The organism is Polynucleobacter sp. UB-Piko-W3 (genome assembly GCF_018881635.1).
Classification (GTDB): Bacteria; Pseudomonadota; Gammaproteobacteria; order Burkholderiales; family Burkholderiaceae; genus Polynucleobacter.
This window is the reverse complement of sequence record NZ_JACVPY010000002.1, coordinates 850860-875113: the sequence shown is the minus strand read 5'-3', so window position 1 is coordinate 875113 and position 24254 is coordinate 850860. Positions and strand designations below refer to the sequence as shown.

General features: G+C 45.5%; 30 protein-coding genes and 1 tRNA gene. 12 read left to right on the top strand and 19 right to left on the bottom strand.

Annotated features, from left to right (window positions below):
• The first annotated feature begins 38 nt into the window (after positions 1 to 38).
• Genes ICN31_RS04760 through ICN31_RS04740 form a run of 5 tightly spaced genes read left to right on the top strand, consistent with a single transcriptional unit; the run spans position 39 to position 5926 of the window.
• Positions 39 to 2348: a chemotaxis protein CheA gene (locus ICN31_RS04760; protein ID WP_216259079.1), complete on the top strand. Its 2310-nt coding sequence runs from the start codon at positions 39 to 41 to the stop codon at positions 2346 to 2348.
• On the top strand, positions 2348 to 2791 hold the full coding sequence (locus ICN31_RS04755; protein ID WP_216259076.1) for a chemotaxis protein CheW: 444 nt from the start codon (positions 2348 to 2350) through the stop codon (positions 2789 to 2791). The genes ICN31_RS04760 and ICN31_RS04755 overlap by 1 nt, the downstream gene beginning before the upstream one ends.
• Before the next feature lie 16 nt (positions 2792 to 2807).
• Positions 2808 to 3956: a chemotaxis response regulator protein-glutamate methylesterase gene (locus ICN31_RS04750; RefSeq protein WP_216259074.1), complete on the top strand. Its 1149-nt coding sequence runs from the start codon at positions 2808 to 2810 to the stop codon at positions 3954 to 3956.
• Entirely contained in the window at positions 3913 to 4773 is an 861-nt protein-coding gene (locus ICN31_RS04745) for a protein-glutamate O-methyltransferase CheR (protein ID WP_216259073.1), read from the top strand. The genes ICN31_RS04750 and ICN31_RS04745 overlap by 44 nt, the downstream gene beginning before the upstream one ends.
• Positions 4774 to 4789: 16 nt before the next feature.
• Positions 4790 to 5926, top strand: a complete 1137-nt coding sequence (locus ICN31_RS04740; protein WP_216259071.1) for an adenylate/guanylate cyclase domain-containing protein — start codon at positions 4790 to 4792, stop codon at positions 5924 to 5926.
• Positions 5927 to 6021: 95 nt separating this feature from the next.
• Here the strand turns inward: ICN31_RS04740 and ICN31_RS04735 are convergent, their stop codons facing one another.
• Positions 6022 to 7260, bottom strand: a complete 1239-nt coding sequence (locus tag ICN31_RS04735; protein WP_216259069.1) for a CaiB/BaiF CoA-transferase family protein — start codon at positions 7258 to 7260, stop codon at positions 6022 to 6024.
• A gap of 77 nt (positions 7261 to 7337) precedes the next feature.
• On the opposite strand from ICN31_RS04735, the gene ICN31_RS04730 reads away from it, so the two are divergent.
• Together ICN31_RS04730 and ICN31_RS04725 are read left to right on the top strand one after the other, a co-directional pair.
• Positions 7338 to 8327, top strand: coding sequence for a tripartite tricarboxylate transporter substrate binding protein (locus tag ICN31_RS04730; RefSeq protein WP_216259067.1), 990 nt, complete (start codon positions 7338 to 7340; stop codon positions 8325 to 8327).
• A 9-nt stretch (positions 8328 to 8336) separates the two neighbouring features.
• Positions 8337 to 9134, top strand: coding sequence for an enoyl-CoA hydratase/isomerase family protein (locus tag ICN31_RS04725; RefSeq protein WP_216259065.1), 798 nt, complete (start codon positions 8337 to 8339; stop codon positions 9132 to 9134).
• A 39-nt stretch (positions 9135 to 9173) separates the two neighbouring features.
• Here ICN31_RS04725 and hemW read toward each other — a convergent pair whose 3' ends face one another.
• From hemW to rph, 3 genes are read right to left on the bottom strand one after another with little or no spacing between them, the layout of a single operon-like run.
• Positions 9174 to 10358, bottom strand: a complete 1185-nt coding sequence (hemW, locus tag ICN31_RS04720; RefSeq protein ID WP_216259064.1) for a radical SAM family heme chaperone HemW — start codon at positions 10356 to 10358, stop codon at positions 9174 to 9176.
• Positions 10355 to 10948, bottom strand: a complete 594-nt coding sequence (gene rdgB, locus ICN31_RS04715; protein WP_216259061.1) for an RdgB/HAM1 family non-canonical purine NTP pyrophosphatase — start codon at positions 10946 to 10948, stop codon at positions 10355 to 10357. The genes hemW and rdgB overlap by 4 nt, the downstream gene beginning before the upstream one ends.
• A gap of 25 nt (positions 10949 to 10973) precedes the next feature.
• Positions 10974 to 11705 (bottom strand): ribonuclease PH, encoded by a 732-nt coding sequence (gene rph / locus ICN31_RS04710; protein ID WP_216259059.1) that lies wholly within the window; start codon positions 11703 to 11705, stop codon positions 10974 to 10976.
• Between the two features lie 54 nt (positions 11706 to 11759).
• On the opposite strand from rph, the gene ICN31_RS04705 reads away from it, so the two are divergent.
• Genes ICN31_RS04705 through ICN31_RS04690 form a run of 4 tightly spaced genes read left to right on the top strand, consistent with a single transcriptional unit; the run spans position 11760 to position 16020 of the window.
• Positions 11760 to 12698, top strand: coding sequence for a YicC/YloC family endoribonuclease (locus ICN31_RS04705; RefSeq protein ID WP_216259056.1), 939 nt, complete (start codon positions 11760 to 11762; stop codon positions 12696 to 12698).
• Between the two features lie 13 nt (positions 12699 to 12711).
• Positions 12712 to 13353 (top strand): guanylate kinase, encoded by a 642-nt coding sequence (gmk, locus tag ICN31_RS04700; RefSeq protein ID WP_370624271.1) that lies wholly within the window; start codon positions 12712 to 12714, stop codon positions 13351 to 13353.
• Positions 13354 to 13398: 45 nt separating this feature from the next.
• Complete coding sequence (gene rpoZ, locus ICN31_RS04695; RefSeq protein WP_088525928.1) at positions 13399 to 13602, top strand: DNA-directed RNA polymerase subunit omega; 204 nt, start codon at positions 13399 to 13401, stop codon at positions 13600 to 13602.
• Positions 13603 to 13617: 15 nt separating this feature from the next.
• Positions 13618 to 16020, top strand: coding sequence for a bifunctional (p)ppGpp synthetase/guanosine-3',5'-bis(diphosphate) 3'-pyrophosphohydrolase (locus ICN31_RS04690; RefSeq protein ID WP_370624270.1), 2403 nt, complete (start codon positions 13618 to 13620; stop codon positions 16018 to 16020).
• 14 nt (positions 16021 to 16034) lie between these two features.
• On the opposite strand, the gene greB is transcribed toward ICN31_RS04690, so the two are convergent.
• Positions 16035 to 16535 carry a transcription elongation factor GreB gene (gene greB, locus ICN31_RS04685; protein ID WP_216259054.1) on the bottom strand — a complete coding sequence of 167 codons (501 nt, stop codon included), beginning with the start codon at positions 16533 to 16535 and terminating at the stop codon, positions 16035 to 16037.
• Positions 16536 to 16553: 18 nt separating this feature from the next.
• Here greB and ICN31_RS04680 point away from each other — a divergent pair.
• A tRNA-Arg gene (locus ICN31_RS04680) sits at positions 16554 to 16630 on the top strand.
• Positions 16631 to 16823: 193 nt separating this feature from the next.
• Here the strand turns inward: ICN31_RS04680 and ICN31_RS04675 are convergent.
• From ICN31_RS04675 to ICN31_RS04610, 14 genes are all read right to left on the bottom strand, one after another.
• A complete protein-coding gene (locus ICN31_RS04675) occupies positions 16824 to 17918 on the bottom strand; it encodes a tyrosine-type recombinase/integrase (protein WP_216259052.1) in 1095 nt (364 codons plus the stop codon).
• The gene (locus tag ICN31_RS04670) at positions 17911 to 18129 is read right to left on the bottom strand and encodes a DUF4224 domain-containing protein (RefSeq protein ID WP_216259050.1); all 219 of its coding nucleotides are present in this window, start codon (positions 18127 to 18129) and stop codon (positions 17911 to 17913) included. The genes ICN31_RS04675 and ICN31_RS04670 overlap by 8 nt, the downstream gene beginning before the upstream one ends.
• A 55-nt stretch (positions 18130 to 18184) precedes the next feature.
• On the bottom strand, positions 18185 to 18415 hold the full coding sequence (locus ICN31_RS04665; RefSeq protein ID WP_216259048.1) for an excisionase: 231 nt from the start codon (positions 18413 to 18415) through the stop codon (positions 18185 to 18187).
• Between the two features lie 4 nt (positions 18416 to 18419).
• Positions 18420 to 18581 (bottom strand): hypothetical protein, encoded by a 162-nt coding sequence (locus tag ICN31_RS04660; RefSeq protein ID WP_216259042.1) that lies wholly within the window; start codon positions 18579 to 18581, stop codon positions 18420 to 18422.
• Positions 18578 to 20161, bottom strand: a complete 1584-nt coding sequence (locus tag ICN31_RS04655) for a DEAD/DEAH box helicase (RefSeq protein WP_216259040.1) — start codon at positions 20159 to 20161, stop codon at positions 18578 to 18580. The genes ICN31_RS04660 and ICN31_RS04655 overlap by 4 nt, the downstream gene beginning before the upstream one ends.
• Positions 20136 to 20318: a hypothetical protein gene (locus tag ICN31_RS04650; RefSeq protein ID WP_216259038.1), complete on the bottom strand. Its 183-nt coding sequence runs from the start codon at positions 20316 to 20318 to the stop codon at positions 20136 to 20138. Before ICN31_RS04650 ends, ICN31_RS04655 begins: the two co-directional genes overlap by 26 nt.
• Positions 20315 to 20467, bottom strand: a complete 153-nt coding sequence (locus ICN31_RS04645; RefSeq protein WP_216259036.1) for a hypothetical protein — start codon at positions 20465 to 20467, stop codon at positions 20315 to 20317. The genes ICN31_RS04650 and ICN31_RS04645 overlap by 4 nt, the downstream gene beginning before the upstream one ends.
• 10 nt (positions 20468 to 20477) lie before the next feature.
• Positions 20478 to 20690, bottom strand: coding sequence for a hypothetical protein (locus tag ICN31_RS04640; RefSeq protein ID WP_216259034.1), 213 nt, complete (start codon positions 20688 to 20690; stop codon positions 20478 to 20480).
• 7 nt (positions 20691 to 20697) lie between these two features.
• On the bottom strand, positions 20698 to 21807 hold the full coding sequence (locus ICN31_RS04635) for a PD-(D/E)XK nuclease family protein (protein ID WP_216259033.1): 1110 nt from the start codon (positions 21805 to 21807) through the stop codon (positions 20698 to 20700).
• A 9-nt stretch (positions 21808 to 21816) separates the two neighbouring features.
• Positions 21817 to 22083, bottom strand: coding sequence for a hypothetical protein (locus tag ICN31_RS04630; protein ID WP_216259030.1), 267 nt, complete (start codon positions 22081 to 22083; stop codon positions 21817 to 21819).
• A 91-nt stretch (positions 22084 to 22174) separates the two neighbouring features.
• Positions 22175 to 22681, bottom strand: coding sequence for a DUF669 domain-containing protein (locus ICN31_RS04625; protein WP_216259028.1), 507 nt, complete (start codon positions 22679 to 22681; stop codon positions 22175 to 22177).
• 41 nt (positions 22682 to 22722) lie between these two features.
• Positions 22723 to 23454, bottom strand: coding sequence for an ATP-binding protein (locus ICN31_RS04620; protein ID WP_216259027.1), 732 nt, complete (start codon positions 23452 to 23454; stop codon positions 22723 to 22725).
• 13 nt (positions 23455 to 23467) lie between these two features.
• Complete coding sequence (locus ICN31_RS04615; RefSeq protein WP_216259025.1) at positions 23468 to 23833, bottom strand: hypothetical protein; 366 nt, start codon at positions 23831 to 23833, stop codon at positions 23468 to 23470.
• A gap of 11 nt (positions 23834 to 23844) precedes the next feature.
• Entirely contained in the window at positions 23845 to 24243 is a 399-nt protein-coding gene (locus ICN31_RS04610) for a hypothetical protein (protein ID WP_216259023.1), read from the bottom strand.
• Positions 24244 to 24254 lie beyond the last annotated feature (11 nt).

Sequence of the window (24254 nt, the reverse complement as noted above, 5' to 3'; positions counted from 1 at the left end):
TCATGACTGGATTGCCATCAGATCATAGCCTTTAATTTATGGATAACAACGACCAAATTTTGACCGAGTTTCTGATTGAGGCTCAAGAAATTTTCGATCAGCTTGATTTGGATTTTGTTCAGCTGGAGCAAACCCCGGACGATAAAAAGTTAGTTGGGAATATTTTTAGGGCAATGCATACCCTAAAGGGAAGTAGCGGCTTTTTTGCTTTTCATCGGCTTGAAAAGGTTGCGCATGCGGGCGAATCTTTGCTAAGTAAAATCCGTGATGGCGCTCTCATCTTGAATGCAGATATGACGGATGCATTATTAGAGACCTCCGATCGATTGAGAGAAATTGTTGCTGGTATAGAGAAGTCTCGCATTGAATCTGTTGGCGATGATTCTAATTTGATCGCAAATTTGAAGTCGTTGACCGAAGGAGCCCCCCCCCTTCATTCCAAGTCTGATGCAAATGATAGCTCAACAAATACTCCGCCTCTTCAAGCCGTTATTCAAGAAGCGGCACCTCAAGAGAAAGTTAAGCCCCAAGAAGTCGAAGTATTTACTCCAGAATTACCGGCTCTTGAGCTCGATTCAAATACTACCGATGTTTCCACAAGTGATAATGTTAAGTCTGGAGAAATTGTTGCTCCCGTAAAGGTTAGCGTTGAGCTCCTTGATAAATTAATGAACTTAGTCAGTGAGATGGTATTGGCTAGAAATCGTCTTTTATCCTTTGCAATGAATAGTGGTGGTGATGCTAACTTTACAAGCACCGTGCGAACCATTGATATGGTTACCTTGGAACTTCAAGAGCGCATGATGAAGACCCGAATGCAGCCAATAAGTCAGGTATGGGCTAAGTTTCCAAGATTGGTACGTGATATATCCCAAGAGTGCGGTAAAAAAGTAGAGTTAGTTCAAATTGGTGCAGAGACCGAATTAGATAGAACTTTGTTAGAAGGAATCCGTGATCCTCTGGTTCACATCATTCGTAATAGTGTTGATCATGGCATTGAGTTGCCTTCAGTTCGTTTGGCTAGTGGTAAGCGAGAGCTTGGCACTGTGACTCTGAAGTCCATGCATGAAAACGGCATGGTAGTAATTGAAATTACTGATGATGGTGCTGGAATTGATATTAGCTTGGTTGGAAAAAAAGCTCTTGAAAAAGGACTAGTGTCACAAGAAAAGCTTTCTAAATTATCCGATCGGGAAATTATCGATTTTATTTACTTGCCAGGATTTTCAACCAAAGAAAAAATTACAAACCTATCAGGTCGCGGTGTTGGAATGGACGTTGTTAGGACTAACGTTCAAAAAATTGGTGGCTCAGTTGATATCTCAAGCTCCCCTAAGGGCACCAAGTTACGGTTGCGAATACCCCTAACCCTAGCTATCATGCCGGCAGTTTTTGTTCGGTGCATGGGTCAGCGATTTGCTATTCCACAAAATAATTTATTTGAAATGGTTCGGCACGAACCTAAAGAGGGCGTTACAGGTCTGGAAGACTTCTATGGTGTACCAGTTTTTCGTTTACGAAACCAACTTATCCCCTTGCTTTTTTTAAACCGTGAATTGCGATTGAGCGATTCCTTACCAGGTCAAGATGCAATTCTAAATATCGTTGTTGTTCAAGCCGCTGGAATTAGCTTTGGACTTGTAGTTGACGAGGTTCTATTTATGCAAGAGGTTGTCGTTAAGCCTCTTGGACCATTACTTAAAGGAACCCCTACTTATAGTGGAGCAACAATATTAGGTGACGGTAGGGTAGCGATGATTTTGGATATTGGTGGACTTGCAATTCGGTCAGGACTTGTATCTAAACTTCTTGATAAGCAGTTTGAAGAGAATGTTTCGGTTGATGTTGAAGGAGTGGATAGCGGTCAAACCATGCTGTTGTTTGATTTATTAGATCTTGAGCGTATTGCTATTCCATTAGATTATGTTGATAGACTTGAGACATTTCCTGCATCGCGAATAGAGCATCGCGGCAATCAAGAGGTTATTCTGTATGGAGATCAAATCATGAAATTGATTTGGTTATCTCATTATGTAGAGGGAGCCTCTCAAAAGGGTTTATATGGAGATGAGTCAATCTCCGTTGTTGTTCATTACCATGAGGGACAACCAATAGGGTTTGTAGTTAAGCAAATTCATGACATAGTTTCGGTTCCATCTGAAATTATTATGATTTCACCGCCTCAGCGAGGGATTGTTGGAAGTTCAATTGTTAATGAAACGGTTGTTAGCATCCTCAATGTTGAAGAGATATTGAACTTGAGTGGCTTAAGCAATTTTGAAAAACCAAGCTTTGTTAATAGTCCTGAGAAAATTAACCCGAGCATACCTGTGGAGAGAGCTGTCTAATGAGCTCCGTCCAAGCCTACTCAACCTTTTATGTCGACGGTCTCTATTTCGGCATTTTAACATCCGATGTTATTGAATTAACCAAAGGCTTAGAGGTTACTCCAGTACCTTTGGGTCCTATTGGCGTGTCCGGTTTTATTAATTTGCGCGGGCAAATTGTTACGGCAATTGATATGCGTAAGCGCTTGGGTTTGAATTCGGTAGTACATTCCGATACGACTATTAGCCTATTTTTTCAAGATCAAGGCACTCTATTTGGACTCCTCGTTGATGATGTGAGTGATATTTTAGAGCTTGACCAAACTAGTTTTGAAGAGCCGCCAAGTAATATATCCGCAGCCTCTAGGGAGTTAATTGTTGGGGTTCATAAATTGCCTCAAAAATTATTATTAATATTAGATCCTCATAAGATTATTTCTGGCATCGAGACCGCTCTGGCTTAAGTCAGAAATTCACATAATGGATCAAGCGGAATCAAAAATTCGAGTATTGGTTGTTGATGATTCTGCAGTAATGCGAAAAATTATTATTAGCGCATTAGAGAAGGAAACTTCTATTGAGGTGATTGGTTTTGCAACTAATGGTTTGCAGGCAATTGACTCCGTCAGAAATTTAAAGCCCGATGTCTTAACGCTGGATATAGAAATGCCAGTAATGGATGGCTTAACAGCGCTTAAGGAAATTCGTAAAGAAAATCGTTTTCTCCCAATTATCATGTTTAGCACCCTAACGCATAAAGGTGCGCAGGCAGCAGTAATGGCCCTCACCGCAGGTGCTAGTGACTATGTGGGAAAGCCTACAACTTCCGCTGGCAGCATCGAAGGCGCCTTCAAAGTTTTAGAGACTGAGCTGATTCCAAAGATAATCGGTCTTTCACGACGCGCTAGACTTCGCAAGCCTCCTTCTGTTAGGCAAAATGAGGCCTCTGGCACACCATCGCCATCAATTGTTGAAAGAAATCAATACGCATCGCCTCATTCCGTTACAAAACAAGAGGCTCGGACATCTTTGCCAGTTAGACCTGCAACTGCAGTTTGTATTGGTGTGTCAACGGGCGGGCCAATGGCATTAATGCAAGTATTTGGAAAATTTTCGGCATCTCTTAAAGTACCAGTGTTTATTGTCCAGCATATGCCTCCAACCTTCACTGCTTTATTGGCTGCTCGACTAAGTGCTACTAGTTTGATGACTGTTAAAGAGGGGGAGGATGGCGAGGTAGCAGTTCCTGGAATGGCCTATATTGCCCCAGGTGGTTTTCATATGGTTTTATCTAAATCAGGCATAAATACGATCATTAACTTAAACACTGATCCCCCTGAAAATTCTTGTAGGCCGGCAGTAGACCCATTATTTAGAAGTGCTGCAGACATATATGGCAGTAACTTATTAGGGGTTGTTTTAACTGGCATGGGATATGACGGTCTTAAGGGCGCTCAAGTTATCAAATCAAAATTTGGTCAAGTAGTAGCACAAGATGAAGAGACAAGTGTGATTTGGGGAATGCCAGGAGCAATTGTTCAAGCTGGAATCGCAGACTCGGTGCTGCCCATTGATAAGATTGCTGATGAAATTGCATTCAGAACTAGAAGAGTTGAAGTTTCTCGCTAGCATGTCAAAGGAATATCTACCCAACTTTTATGCAATTCTAGAAGAGCATACTGGCATTGCATTAGATGATACGAAACAGTATTTAATAGAGTCTCGTCTTTTGCCTTTAAGTAAGAAAATGGGTCACCAAGATGTTTATGCATTTATTAAGACACTTGTTCAAACTCCTATTGGCCCCTTGCATTGGCAAGCATTTGAGTCGCTCACTACAAATGAAACCTCATTTTTTCGAGATAAGCATGTATTTGAGGGGTTAAAAAATCATATTCTGCCGTTACTGATTGCTAGTCGAAGGAAAGAGAAAACTTTACGCATTTGGAATTCAGCGGTTTCGGCGGGGCAGGAGGCTTACAGTGTAGCCATAATGTTGCGCGAATCTTTTCCTGAGCTGTACGACTGGAATCTTCTCATTCAGGCAACCGATATTTCCGACTTGATTTTAGAGAAAGCACGCTCGGGAATTTATAGTACAACTGAAGCTAAGCGTGGCCTTGATCAATATTATCTGGATAAATACTTTACAAAACCTACACAAGACTCCTACCAAATAAACCCATCTATTAGGACAATGATCAATTTCTTGCCTCATAACTTAGTTGGTGTTTGGCCATTTTATCCAAAGTTTGATTTGATTATGCTCAGAAATGTGTTGATCTACTTCAATCAAGATACGAAAAATAAAGTTCTAGATAAGATGCATAAGCAACTTAATAACGATAACGGTATTCTTATTCTAGGTGCCTCAGAGTCAATTTATATGAATGATTCATATAAATTGATGCCCTTAGAAAAAATTTCGTATTACAAAGTGAATTAATCACCAAAGGATTTTTATGGAACAATCAAACCCCCTTGCTGAATCTCATTCGCCTTCGGGGTCTGCAATCGATCCTGCATTTTCTCAATTTTGCATTCTCGTGGTTGATGACAGTCGTACTCTAAGAAGAATTTTGATCCGTGAATTAAATTCACTTGGATTCAATAATATTTTAGAGGCTGCAGATGGGGTAGAGGCAGTTGCAATCGTCCGATCTAAGTCAATTGACTTAATGTTGCTGGATATGGAGATGCCAGAATTAGACGGTCTGGGAGTATTAACCGAGCTTAAGTCGGACGAGACCTATAAATCCTTGCCAATCATTGTTATTTCTGGGGCAGAGCAGTTTGATAAGACCATTAAATGTATTGAAATAGGCGCTGAAGACTATCTACCAAAGCCTTTTGACCCAATTCTTCTGCGCGCTCGTATCTTTTCTTCGCTAGAAAAAAAGCGTTTACGTGATCTTGAGCAGAAAAATATGGCATTGCTCAATCAAGAAAAGGAATTGCTAGAGGTTGAGCAATTAAAGACTGAAAAATTAATGCTCAATATTCTGCCAAGGCCTATTGCGGAGCGTTTAAAACGAGGTGAGAAGAATATCTCGGGTAGCTACCCTGACGTCACTATTTTATTTAGTGATTTAGTAGGATTTACCAAAATGTCTTCCCAAACCAGCGCTACAGATTTAGTGAAGTTACTCAATGACTTATTTAGTCGTTTTGATAAGCGTGCTGATAGCTTAGGTGTGGAAAAAATCAAAACTATTGGTGACGCTTATATGGCGGTTGCCGGTCTTCCGATTCCAAGGCCTGATCATGCTCTGCTCTGTGCTGAATTAGCCTTGGGTATGTTTGAGGATCTGAAAGCATTTAACCAAGAAAATGGCAAAGAGTTGGATATGCGAATTGGTTTGAATTCTGGCCCAGTAGTTGCCGGGGTTATTGGCTACACAAAATTTTCATACGATTTATGGGGCAATACCGTTAATACTGCAAGCAGGATGGAATCTACTTCTAAGCCCGGTAGGGTGCAGGTATCGCCAGTAACCTATGAAGCTATCAAGAATGAATATGTCTTGGAAGATGGCGGCTTAATGGAGTGCAAGGGCCTCGGTGAAATTTTGACTCACTTGCTGGTTTCAAAAAAATAAGTTCTTAGCAATGCCTTGCCGAGGGTAACTTCGAGTATTTCTCGAGCGATATTTGTCTTTAGAGCTTTTACTTTATATCAGAGGGGCCGAATAGTTTATGGTGTAAACGCACCTCCAGCCTCTAGTGCCTTTAATTCCTCGCCAGCGATTCCAAGTTCAGCAAGAACTTCGCTAGTGTGTTCGCCCAGTAAGGGTGGATGCTTGCGTACCTGCTGGGGTGTTCCCATCATCTTGACTGCAAATCCAATATTGGGAACGGTTCCTTCAATCGGGTGATCAATTTCCATCCGCATGTTGCGATGGCGACCATGTTCACTATCAAATGCCTCTGGATAAGTATTAATGGGACCAGCCGGAATGCCTGCGGCCAGTAAATCATCTACCCATTCGTAACTCGTTCTAGTGACAAAGGTTTTCTCAAGTTCAGTAGCGAGCTCTAATCGATTCGCTAGGCGTAGGGGATTTGTTTTGAAGCGGGCATCTTCAAATAATTCTGGACGGCCAATTTTGTCGCAGAGTAATTTCCACAACTTTTGATTGGTAGCACCCATCACGAAGTAGCCATCGGAAGCCTTCATCGCCTGATAGGGTGCGCTCATGTGATTGGCAGTACCTAGTTTGTAGGGCTCCACCCCAGTACCCCAGTATTGAGCGGTATCCCAGATTGAGAATGCTAAAGCAGAGTCAAATAGAGATGCATCAATAAATTGCCCTTCACCACTTTTAGTTTTACCAATGTAGGCAGACAAAATTCCGTAGATCGCAAAGAGCGCGCAGCCAATATCAGCTACTGGAACACCGGCTTTAACTGGTGGACTATCAGGATAGCCAGTCACACTCATCACACCCGACATGGCTTGCGCCATTAAATCAAAACCAGGCCGATCTGCCCAAGGACCCGTTTGCCCAAAACCCGAGATGCTGGCATAGACTAATCCAGGATTGATCGGTTGAAGAGAGGGGTAATCAATCCCCAGTTTTTTCATGACACCAGGGCGATAGTTTTCTACCAAAATATCTGCCGTCTTCACCAATTCAAAAAAGACCTTTTTGCCAGCCTCGGTTTTAAGATTAAGAGTGAGGCTGCGCTTATTGCGGTTCATGTTCAAAAAGCCCATGCTATCTGAACCCTTCATCTTGAAGCCCATGGCCCCTCGGGTTTGATCACCTGTGCCCGGAGGCTCTATCTTGATGACATCGGCACCTAAGTCAGCCAGGAGCATGCAGCAGTAAGGACCAGCCATGACTTGACTAACATCTAGTACCCGTACCCCAGCTAGGGGTAAAGGTCTGGGTGCCCCCTTCAAAGAAGGGTGGATAGGTGTTTTGCTCATTGTCTCGCTTGTTTTTATATGATTAGAATGATTATCTAATAGTATCAAAGACAACTAAAACAAGATTTGGAGACTGTATGTTGATTCAATTGCCAAAATGGGCACTCCGTAGCCTGATTGCTGTAACACTGAGTTGTGTATCATTTTTTGCGCTCGCTCAGCAAGCCTTCCCAAACAAACCAATTCGACTGATTGTGGGTTTTGCTCCAGGTGGCGGCACGGATATTGTGGCTAGAGCGATCGCACCGAAGATGGGCGAGATTTTAGGTCAGAGCGTGATCGTTGAAAACAAGTCTGGAGCTGCGGGGACAATCGCTGCAGATCAGATCGCTAAAGCCAATCCAGACGGTTATACCTTGTTAGTTGGCCACTCTAACTCCAATGCGATTGCACCATTTGTTTTAAGCAGCGTTCCTTACAATCCTGCAACTGATTTCACACCCATTACCTATTTAGGTTATGTGCCAAACGTATTGGTTGTTAAATCATCATTGCCAGTGAACTCAGTAGCGCAATTAATTTCGCTTGCTAAATCTAATCCAGGGCAGATGACCTACGGTTCATCTGGTATCGGTAGTACACAGCATTTAGCTGGCGCGCTATTTGGCAAGATTGCTGGTATTCAAATTAATCATGTCCCATATAAGGGTAGTGGCCAAGCCATTATTGATTTGCTTGGTGGCCAGATCACAATGAACTTTGATACCTTGCCGCCAAACTTGCAGCAGATCAAAGAGGGCAGCTTAAAAGCATTGGCGATTTCTACTCCTAAGCGTTTATCGATTCTGCCGAACGTACCCACTTTTAATGAAGTCGGCATTACTGGATTTGATGTGACTAACTGGTACTCCATCATGGGACCTAAAGGCATGGATCCAGCGGTAGTAAACAAGATCGATCAAGCAGTAAAAGCGGCGATGGCAGATCCCCAAATCAAAAAGACATTGGATTCACAGGGATTGCAACCTGAGGGTCCTGCAACGCCTGCTGCATTTAGCCTCTTTTTGACTGGTGAGCTCGCTAAATACCAGCGCTTAGTCAAGAGCTTAAACATTAAGGCTGAATAAGTTTTCTACATGACACAAAAAGATCCAGAGGGTAAGGTTGCGCAAGTAGTTCTTGAGTTGCGCGGCAAGATTGCGTACGTTACCTTCGATCATGTGGCTGCGCGTAATGCCATGACGGTAGCCATGTATGAAAGCCTGAAATCAATCTGTCAGGATATTGCCAAGAACCCTGACATTCGGGTGGCTATCTTCCGTGGTGCTGGCGGCAAGTCTTTTGTCTCTGGTAGTGACATTGCGCAATTTACGAGTTTTCAGGATGGCGAAGATGGCGTGCGCTATGAAGCAGCCATTCATGATTATTTAAATCCTCTAGCAACACTGCCGATCCCCACGGTTGCCGTAATTGATGGGATGGCTGTGGGCGGCGGTCTTGCCATTGCGACCTGTTGCGATTTTAAGATTGCCACGCCCGATGCCAAGTTTGGTGTGCCGATCGCCAGAACTCTTGGCAATTGCCTCTATCCCGGTAATATCGCTTGGCTAGTCGCTCATATGGGTATGAATATCGTAAGGCGTATGCTGCTCTTGGCTGAAATGATTCCAGCAAGCGAACTTAAGGCCCAAGGCTACTTATTAGCCACTTACGATGCTGAACAGCTTGGCAAAGAAGCGGATGCGTTAGCAGAGCGCTTGTCCAAGCTGGCGCCCATTACTCAAAAAGCCAGCAAACTCATTATGGCTAGAATCATTGCCAACCAACTGCCAGATTGCGAAGATCTGATTCGAGAAACGTACGGCAGTACGGATTTTAAAAACGGTGTCGCTTCCTTCTTAAAGGGTGAGCCACCTGTTTGGACTGGTAAATAAATCAACCAGCAATAAGCTGCAGCCAAAGAAAGCAGCAAGCTACTCTAAGAACATTTCTTGTAAATTGTTGAGGTAGCGCAGACCCAAAGGAGTTGCTTTGAGTTTACTTGGGTTCTCATCTAACAAACCTTTTTTACTCGCTACTTCCAGTCCTTTGCTAATGACACTTAAAGGTAAGCCAGTGCGCTCGCTAAAGGTATTGGTATCAACACCATTAGTCAGTCTTAGAGTATTGAGCATAAATTCAAAGGGGAGATCTTTGGAGGCAATGTCACGGGACTCAATTAGGGCATTGCCTTTAGTCTCTATGGCCTGCATATAGGTCTCTGGATGACGTTCTCGCACTTGGCGAGTAATTTTCCCCGGATATGAAATCTTCCCATGGGCACCAGCACCAATGCCGATGTAATCGCCAAAGCGCCAGTAGTTTAGGTTGTGTTTACATTCCTGATCTTTCTTGGCATAAGCAGAGACTTCATAACGCTGATAGCCTGCTTTGGTGAGGAGTTCTAAATTTTGCTCAAAAATGGCATCGACCTCATCATCACTTGGCAACTTGGGAGGAAAGCTCGCAAAGTAGGTATTGGGCTCGAGCGTGAGGTTGTAAAGAGAGAGGTGAGGGGTCTTAAAAGAAAGGGCAGTCTCTATATCCGATCTTGCTGCAGCAAGGCTTTGATTGGGTAAGCCATACATTAGGTCTAAATTAACGGACTGAAAGTGATCCAATGCAATTTGGACTGCACGTTTTGCTTCAGCCCCATTGTGAATTCGCCCTAAAGCTTTGAGCTGTTCATCTTGAAAACTCTGAATGCCTAATGAAACCCGATTGATCCCAGCTTTAGCAAAGCCAGCCAATTTATCCGCCTCAACCGAACCAGGATTAGCCTCCATGGTGATCTCTGCATCCGGCTCTAGATTAACTCTGGCACGTACAGCGCAGAGTAACTGATCCATGCCTGCAGCAGATAAGAGACTAGGTGTGCCGCCACCAATGAAGATACTGTGTACTTGGCGCCCCCAAGTATTAGGCAGCTCAGTTTCAAGATCAGCAATGAGAGCATTGATATAACGCTGCTCATCAAAGCCGCCTACAAGATTTGTGGCATCTTTAATTTGATGTGAATTAAAGTCGCAATAGGGGCACTTCTTTTCACACCACGGAAAGTGAATATATAACGCCAGAGGCGGCAAGGCGGTTAGTGCAATTGGATTGATCACGGTCATGAAGAGTGCAACTGTAATTGGCTAATGAGTTCGCGTAGCGCTTGACCACGATGACTGATTAAATTCTTTTGAGTAGGATCGAGCTCTGCAGCGGTCAGATTGAGTTCGGGAAGGAAAAAATGTGGGTCATAGCCAAAGCCATTCATTCCTTTTGCTTCATCCACAATCACGCCATACCAGCTAGACTCAACAATGAGCGGGTTTGGGTCATCAGCACTATTGACTAGTACCAGAGCGCAAACATAATGTGCGCTGCGATCGGATTGATTGCTTAATTCAGATATAAGCTTTTGATTATTGGCGAGATCATTGGCATGCTCACCAGCATAGCGAGCAGAGTACACTCCAGGCCTACCATATAAGGCATGAGCGCAAATACCAGAGTCATCTGCTAAAGCGGGTAAACCGCTGGCGCTACTTGCGTGACGCGCTTTAGCAAGGGCATTCTCAACAAAAGTGTGATGGGGTTCTTGCGCTGCAGGAATGCCAAGCACTCCTTGTGGGATGACTTCAAAATTCAATGGCGCCAAGAGAGCCTGAAATTCTTTTACCTTCCCAGCATTATTAGAGGCAAGAACGAGCTTTTGCATTAACCAATGAACCCCAAAATATTACTTACTTTAGTGCTTCTATTTGTAGCTGGGTTAGCTCCCCAATACCTTGTTCAGCTAAGTCGAGAAGGGCATTGAGTTCAGGCCTCGAGAATGCTGGGCCTTCTGCAGTGCCTTGAACTTCAATCATGCCGCCTTTGCCAGTCATGACGACATTCATATCTGTATCGCAAGAGGAGTCCTCTGGGTAATCTAGATCTAATACGGGAGTGCCTTGATAAATACCAACCGAGATAGCGGCAACGCTATCAATGATCGGGTCTTGAGTCAGGACTCCACTTTTGAGTAAATGATTGACTGCATCTCGCGCTGCAACGTAAGCACCAGTAATTGCAGCAGTGCGCGTACCACCATCGGCTTGCAAGACATCACAATCTAAATGAATTGTGCGCTCACCCAAAATTTCCAGATTGAAGATGCTGCGCATTGCACGGCCAATGAGGCGCTGAATTTCTTGTGTGCGACCAGATTGTTTGCCGCGCGCTGCCTCTCGATCACTACGAGTATGAGTAGAGCGGGGAAGCATGCCATATTCAGCAGTAACCCAGCCTTCACCCGAACCTCTTTTATGTGGCGGCACCTTATCTAGAATGCTGGCAGTACACAGTACCTTGGTATCCCCAAAGGCGATCAGGACAGAACCTTCAGCATGTTTAGTAAAGGCTCTGGAAATCGTGACAGGGCGCAGGTCTTTTGGCTTGCGGCCGCTTGGACGGGTGATAGATTGGGTGCTCATCAAATTTTGCCTAAAGGTTTGGGTTGGAACAAATAAAGAATCTACAATGTCCCTATGATATCGAGCATGACTGGTTATGGCAGCGCTTCTCGCCAAGTATCCCTAGGAGCTGGTGTAGTTGCTGATCTGCAGGTGGAATGTCGGGCTGTTAATAGCCGCTTTCTGGATTTGGGATTTCGTCTTCCAGACGAATGCCGAGGGGCTGAGCCTGTTTTGCGGGAGATGGTGACCCAGAGTCTTTCTCGGGGAAAAGTCGAGTTTAGAGCGGCCTGGCGGATTAATAATAGTGGCGGTGCTGCCAAAGCCAATCCCCAAGCCCTAGGGGCCTTAAATCAGGATCGCTTAGAAGCCCTCAAGATCATGCAAGCCAAGGCACAGGAAACCTTTGCAAATGCTCGAGAGCTCAGTATTTCTGATGTACTGCGCTGGCCAGGAGTGGTTTCTGAGCCCCGCGGCGAAGAAGAAGGTTGGATTGCTGCCACCGTTGAAGCTGGCAAAGCAGCCTTAGCTGTTTTGATGGACAGTCGTAATGCAGAAGGTAGGGCCTTAGTTGGTGTTCTCACGAGCATCACTAGCAAGATGCGTGAGATTGTGAAGGTTATCGAACCTAAAGTCCCAGAATATGTAGCGCAGTACCAAGCAAAACTCACTGAACGTTTATCAGAGGCTTTGGCAGCCCAAGAACAAGGTAAAAATGTCAGCGGGTCCGGCACAGAACTGATGGAGCGTATTCGCCAAGAGGTTGTGCTCTATGCAGTACGGATCGATGTGGCAGAAGAATTTGCTCGCTTAAAAACGCATCTACAAGCAGTTGATACTGCTCTGGCTGGTAAAGGCCCCGTTGGCAAGCGTTTGGATTTTCTGATGCAAGAGCTCAACCGTGAAGCCAACACCTTAAGTTCAAAGTCTGTCTCTGAAGAGTGCACCCAGGCAGCCCTAGAACTCAAACTCTTGATAGAGCAAATGCGCGAACAAGTGCAAAACTTAGAGTAATCCGTACAATTGAATGATGACTAAGACAAACCCAAGCCCGGCATATCAAGGTAGCATGTTGATGATTGTTGCGCCATCTGGTGCAGGCAAATCTTCTTTAGTTAATGCTCTGCTACAAGCGGATGCGGGTTTGAAGTTATCTTTATCAACCACAACACGAGCACCTAGGTCAGGTGAAGTGGATGGCAAAAATTATCGCTTTGTTTCCAAAGAAGAATTCATCCAAGAGAAAGAACAAGGTCACTTTTTGGAATGGGCAGAAGTGCATGGTCATTTTTATGGGACCTCTAAACCTTGGATCGAATCACAAATGCAAGCAGGCAGTGATGTAGTGCTTGAGATCGATTGGCAGGGTGCACAACAGATTCGCAAACTTATTCCATCGGCTCAGTGGATCTTCATTTTCCCCCCTTCAATTGAAGCTTTAGAGGAGCGCCTTCGTAAGCGCGGGCAGGATGATGAAGCCACTATTGCAAGGCGTTTAGCTGCGGCACACGTCGAGCTGCTGCACGCCCATGAGGCTGACTATATTGTGGTGAATGACTCTTTCGATCAGGCTCTGGTTGATCTAAAGCATATTTTGGCAGCCAGCCGCCTGCGTTCTGGGCCTGCTATGGCCAGAAATCCAGCCCTTTTAAGACGCCTCGGGGTCTAATCAGTTATCCTATAGGTATTGAAGCTAAAGTTAAGTGAGTTCAGCATGGCCCGTATCACTGTAGAAGATTGTCTTAAAACCATCCCAAATCGTTTTGAACTGGTTTTGGCTGCGACCTATCGCGCTCGCCAATTAGTTCAAGGTCACTCCCCACGTGTTGAGTCCAAAGATAAAGCAACAGTAGTTGCGTTGCGTGAAGTTGCTGCTGGTGTGACCGACCGTGACATGTTGACCAAAGTACCTTTGTAATTTAGGAGTTCCGGTGTGGAGCTCCCTCTAGGTACAGCAAAAACATCGGAATTAGTAGGGGGGATCTCGCCCATTGAGTCCTCGTTGGGTGCTATCCAAGCTGAGTTGTTAAATACATCCTCAGATACACCCAATCATATTCATCAACCCGGCAGTTCACAATCCGTTTTGGCGTCATTGCTAGCGCAATCAAGTCGTCATTTATTCGGGCCAACCTCAGCTCCGAGTAAGCCTTTAAAGCATCAAGTCGTTTCAATTGAGAATTTACTCTCGAAACTGACTTACTTAAAGCCTGATGAAGTTGTGCAAATTAAAAAAGCGTTTCAGTTTGCAGATACTGCTCACTTAGGCCAATACCGCCATAGTGGTGAGCCTTATATTACCCATCCAGTTGCCGTAGCAGAACTCTGCGCTACTTGGCGTTTGGATGCGTCATCCATCATGGCTGCTTTATTGCACGATGTGATTGAAGATACTGGGTCTACCAATGCTGACTTAGTAGAAAAGTTTGGCACTAAGATTGCTGAATTGGTAGAAGGTCTAACCAAGCTCGATAAATTAGAGTTCCAGAGCCATGCAGAAGCGCAAGCGGAGAGCTTTCGTAAAATGTTTATGGCCATGGCGCGTGATGTACGTGTCATCTTAGTCAAGCTGGCTGATCGTACTCACAATATGCGCACTCTGGATGCAGTTCCCATGGAGAAGCGGCGCAGGGTTGCTGCAGAAACGATTGAAATTTATGCGCCGATTGCACACCGCTTAGGCTTAAATATTATTTATCGAGACTTACAAGACCTGAGCTTTCGTTATTCCATGCCAATGCGCTTTCGGGTGATTGAGGCATCGGTCAAAAGGGCGCGTGGCAATCGTAAGGAAATGATTGAAAAGATTTTGCAAACCTCGCGCTTAGCGTTTGCAAAAGTCAATCTTGAAGTAGATCTGCGTGGCCGTGAGAAAACACTCTATAGCATCTATAACAAGATGCGTATTAAGCATGTGAGTTTTTCACAGGTTTTGGATGTGTATGCCTTCCGCGTTACGGTACAAAGTATTGATGATTGCTATCGTGCACTTGGGATCTTGCATTCTCTCTACAAGCCCATGCCTGGCAAGTTCAAAGATTACATCGCCATTCCTAAGTTAAATGGCTATCAATCACTCCATACAACCCTATTGGGCCCATCAGGCGTTCCAGTAGAGTTTCAGATTCGTACGGCTGATATGCATGCGGTAGCCGAAGCTGGCGTTGCGGCACACTGGGCCTATAAAGATGGCTCACCGGATATGAGTGAAGTGCAAAATCGCGCTCATCAGTGGTTGCAATCTCTGATTGATATACAAGATAGCAGTGGCGATTCACAAGAATTTCTGGAGCACGTCAAGATTGATTTGTTCCCTGATGCAGTTTATGTTTTTACTCCTAAAGGGCAAATTAGAGCACTTCCGAGAGGGGCTACTGCGCTTGACTTTGCCTATTCCATTCACAGCGATCTTGGAAATACTTGCGTTGCAGTCAAGATTAATGGCTTGCAGCTGCCATTGCGCAGCGAGCTAAAGAACGGCGACATTGTTGAGGTGGTCACTTCAGCCAGCTCACAGCCCAACCCTGGTTGGTTAGTCTTTGTGCGTACCGGTAAAGCCCGCGCATCGATACGACATTCTTTAAAAACTAAGCATTATTCTGAATCATTACAGCTAGGTGAGCGTCTCTTAGCAAATAGCCTTCGTCAGCAAGGTGTTGATGCAGCGCTTCTGACTGCAGAGCTTTGGGAAAAACTCATTCATTGGACGGGTGATAAAACCCGCGAAGAAGCCTGTGTGAATATTGCTTTAGGTCGTAGGTCACCACAAGAGTTAGCCATTCGCCTTAAGATATTGATTGACGATGAAGGCGGCAGTGATCAGATGCGCTTAGGTGCAGTAGATTGGATAGCGGCTACCTCAGAAGCGCACCACCATCAGCGTCAGGCTATTTTGGTTGATGGCCGTGAAGGAAACTCTATTCACTTTCAGACTTGTTGTCATCCAATACCAGGCGATAACATCATTGGCTACCTCGGTAAGGGTGAGGGTTTACAAGTTCATACGAATGACTGCCCAGTTGCGCTACGCATGCTCTCAAAAGATGGCGATAAGTGGGTAGAGGTAGAGTGGGGTAAAGAAGTTCATCGTGAGTTTGAAGTAGATTTAGCGATTGACACTCGCCAAGGCAAAGGGGTGCTTGCACGGGTTGCCAGCAGTGTCACCTCTGCGGATTCAAACATCATGAATGTATCGATGGAAGATCGCTACAAGGAAGATTCAGTCACCATTCGTTTTACGATCCAGGTATACGATCGCTTGCATTTATCAAAAGTGATGCGTAGTCTGCGCACCAATCACGATGTCATGCGAGTAACTCGTACCCGAGCAGTTTAAAGTTTGCAAACTGCCTAGAGATACTCGACTGCGAGTATTTCAATCTCAGAAGGACCCGTGGGTGTTTGGATCACAACACTATCTCCCAGCCTTGCTTTAATTAATGCCTTAGCAATCGGTGATACCCAGCTCACATGATTTTTTTCAAGGTCAACCTCATCGACCCCAACAATGGTGACCACCGTTTCTTTTCCAGCTTCCGATCCCTCCAGTGGGGAGTAGGTCACTGTAGCTCCAAAGAAGACTTGTTCAGCATCCGAATCTCCATTTTTTCGGGCTGAATTATCGACAACTACGGCAAATTCCAGACGTTTATTGAGAAAGCGTATACGGCGATCAATCTCCCGTAGGCGTTTCTTGCCGTAGATATAGTCCCCGTTTTCTGAGCGGTCGCCGTTTGAGGCTGCCCAATGAACCACCTGGACAATTTCAGGCCGATCCACGTTTAGAAGCTTGAGAAGCTCGGCTTTGATGCGTTCGTGGCCAGGGGGCGTAATGTAGTTTTTCTCTTCCATGGCATAATTATGGCTGTTGCGGCTGTAGCTCAGCTGGATAGAGTACTTGGCTACGAACCAAGGGGTCGTGGGTTCAATTCCTGCCAGCCGCACCATTCTATAAGGCTCGTAGGGTGGGTGAAAATTGGAAGTTTGCGATATTCGCCCATTCTTGCGATATTTTGACATGTTTTAGATTCGGAACGCTACCTTCGGGTGGCGTTTTTTTTAACTTTTTTTTAAACAAAAAGACCCCTTGGGCAGAACCCAAGGACTCTATTCAAAACAAAAAAATGGGGGGGTTGGGGCTTAATGCGTGCCTGTATGGACGACTTCAGCCTTCCGGCGGTAGTGCCGCTTAGTGGTCGCAGAAGTGCTGTGTGAGAGCGTTTTACGTGCTTCCTCGTCACTTTCCTTGTCTGAACCCACCTTAGCCCGAATATCGTGGTCTGTGAACTTTTCAGTAATTTTGGTTTCAGCCATGACTTTTTCAACAAAACGCTGCCACATGGACTTCCATCCCGGGCATCTGCCAGTAGCTTCATTAAAAAACCCTTTGCCCCTAGCTGTGCAAAACAAGAAGGGAGACAGGCAAGGGCGGGCGGCAATCGCCTCATCAACAGCTGCCAGTAGTTCAGGACTCCACAAGTACATTGTTTTATGACCAGTCTTATGGCGTTGAATAAAGATGCCATCCTTAGCTTTATTTACGTCAGTCATAGTAAGGCGCAACAAATCACCGATTGCCATGCCAGTTAGCATCTTAATTTTGATATAGGCTTTGATGGCGTGAAAGCTGCCTTTTTGTCGATGTGAATCTACCTTCATCATTTCATCAATTTCCCAGTCCTCTATGTAACGATCACGAGGCTTTTCACTTTTGAATTTAAATTCACCCCTGAAAGGATGACGATGGAAAGCACCTTGCCCAATAGCCCATGCAATAGCTACTTGGAAAATTTCTATTTCGCGATTGGCAACAACATGACCGCCTACCATTTTCCCCTCGCTATTTTTCTTTTTAACGCTTCGAGCGGTTAAGTATTGGTTTATCAATACTGGCTGAATGGCAGTAGGCTTTAAATGACCAAAGGATTTTTTCAGATTTACAATTGCTCTGAGGGTATTCGTGCGGTGCGTTACTGAAAGCGAAGGCACTGCTTTCATGACATAAGCATCCAACAACCTTTCTACGGTACTAAAATCTGTTTTAACTTCTGTGCCGGACATTCTTGATGCCCACTCGGTATAGGCTTCTGTAAGAGTGCTTCCCAATCGGAAGGTACGCTTATTGTCCCAAAAGGATTCTTGACCTTTTGGTACTTCGTAATACAAAACATTACCTACCCACTTCCAGCGGGGAAGTAGACCTATGTTGCGTTTGATTGTGCGTTTTTTACCCATTCATCCACTCCAAGTTAAGTACTGCCTCTTGTTCATGTCCTTTACTATGAGCTAAAAGTCCAAGGGAAGATTCAACATGGGCGCGAAGGACGGCAACGCTGCCATCCGGTCGCACTCGATGTTCAATGCCCATGTGGCGAAGAGCAGCCACCTGAGTTTGGTTGCGAACCTTACCAGTTAAATCACGAACTTCATCAGCTGTTAAAAACATATTCTATACACCCATTTAAGTACTGCGGTTGCTCTTCATTTTTTGCCCTTTCCCGCTATGCTGAGCTAGGTTTGGGCTTAGCTTTTCCACGTCCCAGTCCTGACGAATCAGTATTTGACTTAAGCCATTTCAAGTACTCCTCAACGTAAAAATGGATGCGTCCATCCGGTGATTTGATGTAGTGCAAACCCTCGGCAAACTCACCCCTTGCAATCTTTGAACGAATTGCGTCTTCGGTATATCCCGATTCCGCGGCTAACTTTTGAATAGTGACTAGTTCAAGCATGGTCTTAACCCTTCCATAGAAAATGAAATAAATGTGCCAATACGTACAGCACCGTTAGAAGTATTACCCACTTGAAAAACCTTTGGTCACGCTTGTCTTGCTGCGCTTGGCGCACAAAAGCTAGGCGTTTTCTGAACTCGAGGTCGTCACGCACTAAATTTTTCATGCTGCCTCCAGTTCTTTGTGAAATTGATAGGACGTAATCTCCGGGAACTTGGCAGCCATATTCACCACGATGGCTTTAGGAGCCATTAGGTGCTGCGTCATCTTTAATGCTTGGTCTACGCTGTTGGGCACAAACTTGGGGGCGCGACGCATCCACCAGTTCTGAGCTTTAGTTTTTGCCCAGCCATCGTGATCAAGGCAGACATACTCATTGACCGACTGCAATCCACAGCGATAGGTCACCTTTAAGGTGTGCTTACCGGACTTGCCTAAATGGCTGGTGTAATCCACGCGGTCAACATTTAGTGTGACTGGCGGCACATCAATGGATAGCAATGCACCTTCGTGGTGGTATTCATTGGTGATGCGCTCAGGTTTAGGAAACTCGTGCTGGCAATCAGGGCAAGTCAAAGTCATGATGGGAACCATCAGGTTGCAAGAAGGGCATTCCTTGACTGGGATTTCACCAGCTTCGCCTTTGTTCTTTCTGCGTCCTTCGACCTGATCAATAAAGCCATGGCGCATGATGTTGCCGCCAAAGTCGAGCACCAAGCAATCAGTCTTAGTGGAATCTAAGCGCAAGCCACGACCAACCATCTGTACATACAGACCGGCTGACATAGTAGGGCGTAGCATGACCACCGCATCAATGGCTGGGTAATCAAAGCCAGTAGTCAGGATGGAGCAATTCACAAGGGCTTGTGTGCGACCAGTCTTAAAGTTATTGATCTGCACATCACGCTCGGTATTACCCATATCACCGGACACATAACCGCAAGCAATTCCGCGACGCTTCAAAGCTGCGCAGATTTGTTTAGCGTGCTCTACCGTTACAGCAAAGATAAGCCAGCTGTTTCGCTGTTGGCAACGCTTAACGATTAAATCAGCGTGCTGCTCAACTAAACGCATGGCAGACATACGTTCACCCAGCTGACCCAAGTTAAAGTCACCACCGACCTTTTTGATGCCTTCAAGGTCAACATTGACGCCATTGCGTGAAGTCAGCTTGCAGAGGTAGCCTTGCTTAATCAGGTCAGCCACATTAGCTTCATAACAAATGCCATCAAATAAAGCACCATCGCCTTCATGCAATGAGCCGGAGTCCAATCTAAATGGTGTGGCGGTCAAGCCAATCAATTTGGTAAAGGGGTTGGCAGCAATGGCTGAGTCAAGCAACTGGCGATACATACCGTTATCGCTATGGGGGATGAGGTGAGCTTCATCAACAATGATTAAATCAAAGCGATTGTGAAACTCAGGTCTTTTATAGATGCTCTGAACTGATGCAACTGTAATCTGACTGAGCTGGCGCTTACCAAGACCAGCCGAGTACACACCCACCTTGGCATGTGCCCATATGTTTTTTATGGCTTTCGCATCTTGGGCTACTAGTTCCTTCACATGGGTCACTACCAAGATGTGTGTGTTCGGGTGCTCGGTACAAGCGCGGCGAATAAACTCCGCAAGAATGACCGACTTACCGCTACCAGTAGGAGTCACCACTAATGGTGCTTTCTTACCGGCAGCAAACCAGTCATAGATGGAGTTAATAGCGTCAGTTTGGTATGGTCGTAGTTGCATTTTGTGTCAGTCTTTCCTGTATGAGTGCGTCGGTAATGGTGTTGAGCATGCTGCGTACTTCTGAAACGGTTTCAAGTGATGGTGGTTTTTTAAAGAGCAACATCACTTGCTGGGTGACATAGCTAAATTCATAATTGGTTAGGTCTTCCGGTGTCATACAAGACCATCCTCCTCATCCTCAAAGAAAGATAAGTAGTCAGCCAACTCTTGCAACTCGGCTGTCTTGAGGTTTGCTTGCAGCTGCTCAACTGGCACAGCAACTGGGTTGCCATACTGGTCAATAAAACGCTTAGGTTCTTGATTCATCGTGCTCTTTCTATTTGCGGTACTGCTCTTGAACTACACGTTTAAGGGCTACGTATTGACCACGCTTGGTATCAGCGGCAACGGTGAGTGGGGCGGTGACCTTTGACTGAACGCCATCAGTGACATGGGTATTAATGCCCATCTCTTTGAAAACGTGCTCAGGCAGATGGCTAGTCAACGAGCGTGCAATCTTGCGTAGGGCTTTGGCTTTTTTCTGATTCATGACTGGCTCAAAAGGGAATCGATTTGTCTTCAATAGCCATTGGTGCTGGGCTACTGCTAATCACTTTGGCTGCAAAGTTGCGCTTTAAATCAGCAACCATCGGATCAAGTACCACGCTACGGCGAGCCACAATCAACTCTTCGCTGCTGAACTTTGGAATGTCTTCATCAAGTGAGTGGTTCTCTGACACATTGGCAAACTGCCCGCCAGTGGTTTTGTCTTGGTACTTAATCCATAGGTTGTCACCATCAATGGCTTCTGCGTAATTGATTAAGGCTGGGATAAAGAGGTGTGACTTGCAACCAAGGCGTTGCTCTTCAACCCGCAATGGACGGTTATGTAGACCACAGTTCCACTTACCATCTTCAATCGGCGTGGAGTGAATACATGTGCGGCAGTTCTTGTCCGGTACAGCGTCGGTATGGCAGACGTGCTTATGGTCGCAGAACTTACATTCAAACCATGCTGGGTCGTTGCTGACACCAATGAGTGGTTCATTGGCATCAATAATCTTTTCGGCTCTAGCTTTGCATGAAGTAAATACCTCAGGCATGTGGTGAACCCACTCGCTATACAGCTCATCGGTGTTTTTGTTTACGGCTAAATACAATGCGCGAGTGAGTTCGGCAAAGCCCATATACATCTGCATTTGTGTGTAATGCTCGGGCTTTGCTTTCTCAACACCGCTTTTCTTTAATTCATTAAAACTCTTTTCGCCATGGGTTTTAAATTCCACGATTGCCCATGTCTTTGGTGCTTCAGGTAATCCAAGCGCAACTCCGTCAGCTGAGCCAGCAAGGTGACCCTTGTGCCCAGTCCAACGAAACTGCTGCTTTGTGTCAGGGTCGCGGTCTAACACTTCCACGCCCATGCCACGCAGCTCTTCTAAAAATAATTCCTCTTCCCGATGCCCACGCAAAAACAAGCGGAGCATTCTGCCATCAAAAGTAGGGGACGTTGCCCAACGGAAGCTGTACCAAAGTGCTCGGTCACAAGGCTTACCTAGTTCTGAACAACCCAAATGTGGACGACGATAGTTATCTGCACGCTTTTCATGAAAGCGCACAATGGCAGCAGCTGTAGTGTGGGTGTTAAGGGGTTCCGGAATTTTGGGCATTACTGTTCCTTAGATTTTGAATTTGGGAGCGCAAGTAACGTCGACCACAACGTCTGTGGTGTAGCCGTTAATCTTGCGTTTGGAATACAGCATTACCGCCCGCATACCGTTGGACTCACATTCCCCGATGCCGTTAATAACTTCTTGACGACCCATGGGTTGTACTTCTTTGTCCAAAATCAATACTTGGTTTGGTAACTCTTTGTCAGACGTTCTACTGGTACTGCATGCTGCTAACAACGATGCTGCGGCTACTAAAATGATCAGTTTTTTCATGTGCCTCTCCTGTTAAGTGGGTGCCGGGTTGTCGTATCCCACCCCGGCGAATGGGCGTGGAGGGTACACCTACGACTGGCGCGGAACAAAGTTAAGCTGCGCTACGTTTCCAAGGTGGTACTGATGCAGATGCAGCGTTTGCAGCATTCGCAATCACAGCCGAAGTAGTCGCACGAGGTGTGGCTGGCGCGGCAGTGTTGCTTTCTGATGCAGAGATGTATGTCTTAATGCGGTTCTGAGGGGCATAACCATTCGTGCTTTCCTCAATCTGCAAATCAATAACAACTGGGATGTTGTGGAGGTACTCGGACTGCTGAACATTGAGTACACCTACAGCGCGACATAAAGTTGATAGGTCACGCTTTGCAGCAGCTTCCGCTTTCGGGCTAGGATTGCGAAAGTTAATACGCTGCCAAATCTTGCGGTTGATAAATTCACCTTCCGCAATTTCAAATACCAATTCCAAGTACTCACCAGTACCAGCCTTGGTAGGCTTGACCTTAGAGTCAACAATGGTGGCGAGGTATTTGCCTACTGGCAGTACATCAAAAGATGGAGATGGGTCATATGTTGAAGCGTCAAAATTTAAAATAGCCATGATGTGTAAGTCCTTTTTAAGTAAAGTGATAAGTGTTGTAGTTACAGTGCGATTGCTTCGGCAAATGCAGACCATTCAAGCGGGATGCTCTCAGGCAAACCAAAGCGGTTTTTGGCGAGATACGCCGGTTTCTCGGTGGTATAAATCAGGCGTTCACCGGTCGTGATACCTCTACTCACCGTTTTGTTAAAACCAACGTCGTCCTTCTTGACGATGGTTTTAAAGTTGGCAAACAACACAGCGTCACACCACTCTTGAACAAGAGCTGAGCTGCGTGCTTGAAGTTTGGGTTGATAGCGGTCATACGGCTCAACTTCAGGTGAATCAAAGCGTTTGATTTCTGAGTGAGCAATCAAAATGACTGCCATATTTTTGCTGTCGCGTAAGGCGTTAAGACCTTCCAATACATTGCGCCAGTACTCGGCAGCAATCATGGCTCCCTTGCCATATGCCAAATCCTTTTGGTCATGCTTGGCATTGATGTCAGTCCATATCAGGTTGTCCAACCAGTCGAGCGAGTCAAGCACAACGGTTTGAAACTTATGGTCTTCGCTATACAAAGAACTAATCGCGTCAAGTACATGCTGAAAGGCAGTTGCTAAAGGGAAGTGCTCGCTCTTGATAGAGCCAAGACCATCTTCGGTTAGGATGAAGATTGGATTAGGTGCACCAGCACCAAAGGTGGTCTTACCTAAACCATGAGAACCGTAAATCAACACGCGTGGTGCTTTAATGCCGGTGGATTTTTGAATGGATGCAAGGTTAAATGCCATGAGATTTCTCCGGTTAGGCTGTTCTTAAAATTTGGACTTCATCGTCCGTAATCACAGTCTTGTAGCTTTTTTTGCCCCAAACACTGGATAGCTTTGCGCAGACGCCGCTGCGAATTTCGTGAGCTTTGTATTTGCCTAATGGAATGCGCACGCAATCGCCGGGTGCAGCTGAGTAATCGATGTGCTTGTCATAGTGCTCACGTAACTCGCCATAGACGCGATCAGTGACTTCGCGCTTTTTCTTTTTGGGAGCAACTTCTAAAGCGCCAAACTCCTCGCCAGTGGGGCTGATGACTTTGAATTGGCACTTGGTGATATTGAGTAATCGAATAGCGTCCTCAATAGCTTTGATTACAACTTGAGGGGTAGTCTTTGTCATTTCTCTGTCCTTTAGATAAATGGTTTGATTTCCACCGATGTTTTGGCGGGCTTGATGGTGATAGCGGGGGCAATAACTCTCCATGCTTCGACTTCGTTATTGCGGAGGTACTTGGCTGCGGTTTGGTCAAGTTCGGTTTTGATGCGCACAGGGCGCATTGCGTCCGGCAAGCGAGCACTGAGTTCAATCAGAGCTGGCATGTCGGCGTGATAAATCATCTTGCTAGTGATAACTACGGTGTCGCCTGAGTCGAGCATGTGTGACTGACGGCTCTCAGGCTTAGAACCTAAGCGAGCAATCAGCAACTCTTCAGCTTGAATGCGCTGGCGATTGGCTTCAACTTCCAATGCTTTGGCTTGAACCAAGCGATTGACGAGGGTTTCAACCGGTAAATCGTTAACGTGAACCATGATGTATGTCC

Bases quoted from the DNA above. Each gene is read 5' to 3' on its own strand.
- ICN31_RS04760 (WP_216259079.1), top strand. From the start codon at position 39: ATGGATAACAACGACCAAATTTTGACCGAGTTTCTGATTGAGGCTCAA.
- ICN31_RS04755 (WP_216259076.1), top strand. From the start codon at position 2,348: ATGAGCTCCGTCCAAGCCTACTCAACCTTTTATGTCGACGGTCTCTAT.
- ICN31_RS04750 (WP_216259074.1), top strand. From the start codon at position 2,808: ATGGATCAAGCGGAATCAAAAATTCGAGTATTGGTTGTTGATGATTCT.
- ICN31_RS04745 (WP_216259073.1), top strand. From the start codon at position 3,913: ATGAAATTGCATTCAGAACTAGAAGAGTTGAAGTTTCTCGCTAGCATG.
- ICN31_RS04740 (WP_216259071.1), top strand. From the start codon at position 4,790: ATGGAACAATCAAACCCCCTTGCTGAATCTCATTCGCCTTCGGGGTCT.
- ICN31_RS04735 (WP_216259069.1), bottom strand. From the start codon at position 7,260: ATGAGCAAAACACCTATCCACCCTTCTTTGAAGGGGGCACCCAGACCT.
- ICN31_RS04730 (WP_216259067.1), top strand. From the start codon at position 7,338: ATGTTGATTCAATTGCCAAAATGGGCACTCCGTAGCCTGATTGCTGTA.
- ICN31_RS04725 (WP_216259065.1), top strand. From the start codon at position 8,337: ATGACACAAAAAGATCCAGAGGGTAAGGTTGCGCAAGTAGTTCTTGAG.
- hemW (WP_216259064.1), bottom strand. From the start codon at position 10,358: ATGACCGTGATCAATCCAATTGCACTAACCGCCTTGCCGCCTCTGGCG.
- rdgB (WP_216259061.1), bottom strand. From the start codon at position 10,948: ATGCAAAAGCTCGTTCTTGCCTCTAATAATGCTGGGAAGGTAAAAGAA.
- rph (WP_216259059.1), bottom strand. From the start codon at position 11,705: ATGAGCACCCAATCTATCACCCGTCCAAGCGGCCGCAAGCCAAAAGAC.
- ICN31_RS04705 (WP_216259056.1), top strand. From the start codon at position 11,760: ATGATATCGAGCATGACTGGTTATGGCAGCGCTTCTCGCCAAGTATCC.
- gmk (WP_370624271.1), top strand. From the start codon at position 12,712: ATGATGACTAAGACAAACCCAAGCCCGGCATATCAAGGTAGCATGTTG.
- rpoZ (WP_088525928.1), top strand. From the start codon at position 13,399: ATGGCCCGTATCACTGTAGAAGATTGTCTTAAAACCATCCCAAATCGT.
- greB (WP_216259054.1), bottom strand. From the start codon at position 16,535: ATGGAAGAGAAAAACTACATTACGCCCCCTGGCCACGAACGCATCAAA.
- ICN31_RS04675 (WP_216259052.1), bottom strand. From the start codon at position 17,918: ATGGGTAAAAAACGCACAATCAAACGCAACATAGGTCTACTTCCCCGC.
- ICN31_RS04670 (WP_216259050.1), bottom strand. From the start codon at position 18,129: ATGTTTTTAACAGCTGATGAAGTTCGTGATTTAACTGGTAAGGTTCGC.
- ICN31_RS04665 (WP_216259048.1), bottom strand. From the start codon at position 18,415: ATGCTTGAACTAGTCACTATTCAAAAGTTAGCCGCGGAATCGGGATAT.
- ICN31_RS04660 (WP_216259042.1), bottom strand. From the start codon at position 18,581: ATGAAAAATTTAGTGCGTGACGACCTCGAGTTCAGAAAACGCCTAGCT.
- ICN31_RS04655 (WP_216259040.1), bottom strand. From the start codon at position 20,161: ATGCAACTACGACCATACCAAACTGACGCTATTAACTCCATCTATGAC.
- ICN31_RS04650 (WP_216259038.1), bottom strand. From the start codon at position 20,318: ATGACACCGGAAGACCTAACCAATTATGAATTTAGCTATGTCACCCAG.
- ICN31_RS04645 (WP_216259036.1), bottom strand. From the start codon at position 20,467: ATGAATCAAGAACCTAAGCGTTTTATTGACCAGTATGGCAACCCAGTT.
- ICN31_RS04640 (WP_216259034.1), bottom strand. From the start codon at position 20,690: ATGAATCAGAAAAAAGCCAAAGCCCTACGCAAGATTGCACGCTCGTTG.
- ICN31_RS04635 (WP_216259033.1), bottom strand. From the start codon at position 21,807: ATGCCCAAAATTCCGGAACCCCTTAACACCCACACTACAGCTGCTGCC.
- ICN31_RS04630 (WP_216259030.1), bottom strand. From the start codon at position 22,083: ATGAAAAAACTGATCATTTTAGTAGCCGCAGCATCGTTGTTAGCAGCA.
- ICN31_RS04625 (WP_216259028.1), bottom strand. From the start codon at position 22,681: ATGGCTATTTTAAATTTTGACGCTTCAACATATGACCCATCTCCATCT.
- ICN31_RS04620 (WP_216259027.1), bottom strand. From the start codon at position 23,454: ATGGCATTTAACCTTGCATCCATTCAAAAATCCACCGGCATTAAAGCA.
- ICN31_RS04615 (WP_216259025.1), bottom strand. From the start codon at position 23,833: ATGACAAAGACTACCCCTCAAGTTGTAATCAAAGCTATTGAGGACGCT.
- ICN31_RS04610 (WP_216259023.1), bottom strand. From the start codon at position 24,243: ATGGTTCACGTTAACGATTTACCGGTTGAAACCCTCGTCAATCGCTTG.